The sequence below is a fragment of the Kocuria aegyptia genome, assembly GCF_039530085.1.
Classification (GTDB): Bacteria; Actinomycetota; Actinomycetes; order Actinomycetales; family Micrococcaceae; genus Kocuria; species Kocuria aegyptia.
In genome coordinates this window covers 1-1611 of record NZ_BAAAOA010000042.1, presented here as the reverse complement: position 1 = coordinate 1611, position 1611 = coordinate 1, and the positions used below count along the sequence as shown (strand labels likewise).

At 78.8% G+C, this 1611-nt stretch carries 1 protein-coding gene; it reads right to left on the bottom strand.

Features of this window, described 5'->3' with window-relative positions:
- Window positions 1-79: 79 nt before the first annotated feature.
- The coding region (locus ABD220_RS14140; protein WP_344123597.1) for a 5-oxoprolinase subunit B/C family protein at window positions 80-1611 on the bottom strand (1532 nt) is incomplete at its 5' end.

Genomic DNA, 1611 nt, shown 5'->3' with positions numbered 1-1611 from the left:
TCGAGACCGGCCTCGGCGCAGGCGTGGACGACGCGGACGGCGATCTCCCCGCGGTTGGCGATCAAAACCTTATGCACGGTTACGGCTCCTGGGAGGTGTCGGGGTCGAGCTCGGGCGCCGGGCAGCGGGTGAAGCGCAGCCGCTGCCCGGGGCGCAGCTGGGCGAGCACGGCGAGGTCCTCGGGGTGGACCACGCCGAGCACGGGGTAGCCCCCGGTGGTGGGGGAGTCCTGGAACAGGACCACGGGCAGGCCCGAGGGCGGGACCTGGACGCAGCCGGGTACGGTCCCCTCGCTGGGCAGCTCGTCCGTGCGCATCCGCTCCAGCGGCTCGCCGGCCAGTCGCAGACCCACGCGGTCGGACTCGGGGGTGAGCTCCCACTCCCGAGAGAAGAACGCCTCCACCGCGGCGGGGGTGAACCAGTCGTCGCGGGGGCCCGGAACCACCCGGACCGACGCCACCCCGGCCCAGTCCACGGGCGGCTCGGGGCGCTGCACGGCCGTGCCGGGATCCGGGCCGACCGGCAGAGCGTCGCCGGTGGCCAGCGGCGCGGGGCCGAGGCCGGCGAGGGTGTCCGTGGAGCGGCTGCCCAGCACCGGCGGGACCGCGACGCCGCCGCGCACGCCCACGTAGACCCGCGCCCCGGCCGTCACGGCGCCGACCGCCAGCCGTTCGCCGTCGCGCAGGGCGAAGGGGGCGCCGAGCGGGGGACGCCACGGGGCCGGGCCCGTGACCGTCAGCGCCGCGCGCGCTCCGGTGACCGCCAGGACGTGCTCCCCGTGGGCGGTCAGCTCGAGCCCGCCCAGCAGGTGCTCCAGCACCGCCGCCCCCGGGCCGTTGCCCACGAGCCGGTTGGCCGATCCGGCGGCGGCGGTGTCGAGCGCGCCCGAGGGCGAGACGCCCAGCGCGGCGGAGCCCGCGCGGCCGCGGTCCTGGACGAGGGTCTGCAGCCCAGCGGCGTCCACGACCAGGTGCGGGCCCTCGACGGACGCGGGCGCGGGGGTGCGCGGCGCCGCCTCGACGAGCTCGCGCACCGGCCGGTACCGGACGCGGTCCCCGGGGTGCAGCAGGGCGGGGTCCTCCCGGCCGAGGTCGAACATCCGGGCCGCCGTGCGGCCGATGAGCTGCCAGCCCCCGGGGGAGCGCCGGGGGTAGACGGCGGAGAACCGGCCGGCCAGGGCCACCGACCCGGCGGGCACCGCAGTGCGGGGCGTGTCCCGGCGCGGGACGTCGAGGCCGTCCTCGCCCACGCAGTAGAAGAAGCCGGGGGCGAAGCCGGCGAAGGCCGCGGTCCACGCCTGCTCGGAGTGGGCGCGGACGACCCCGTCCGTGCCGAGGCCGGTGAGCTCCCCGACCGCCGCGAGATCCTCCCCGTCGTAGACGACGTCGATCGTCACCGTCCGCGCCTCCCCGGCCCCGGCCTGCCCGGGCGGGGCCGCGAGGGCGGTGGCGACGATCCGGCGCAGCGCCGCGGGCGTGCTCGCGCGCACGACGACGGTCTCGGCCCCCGCGACGCAGTCCACCAGCCCGGGCAGCCCGGCCGCGCTCAGCCGGGTGTGCACCGCCACGGCGTCGTGCAGGTCCGCGCACTCCACCAGGGCCGCCTGCGGGC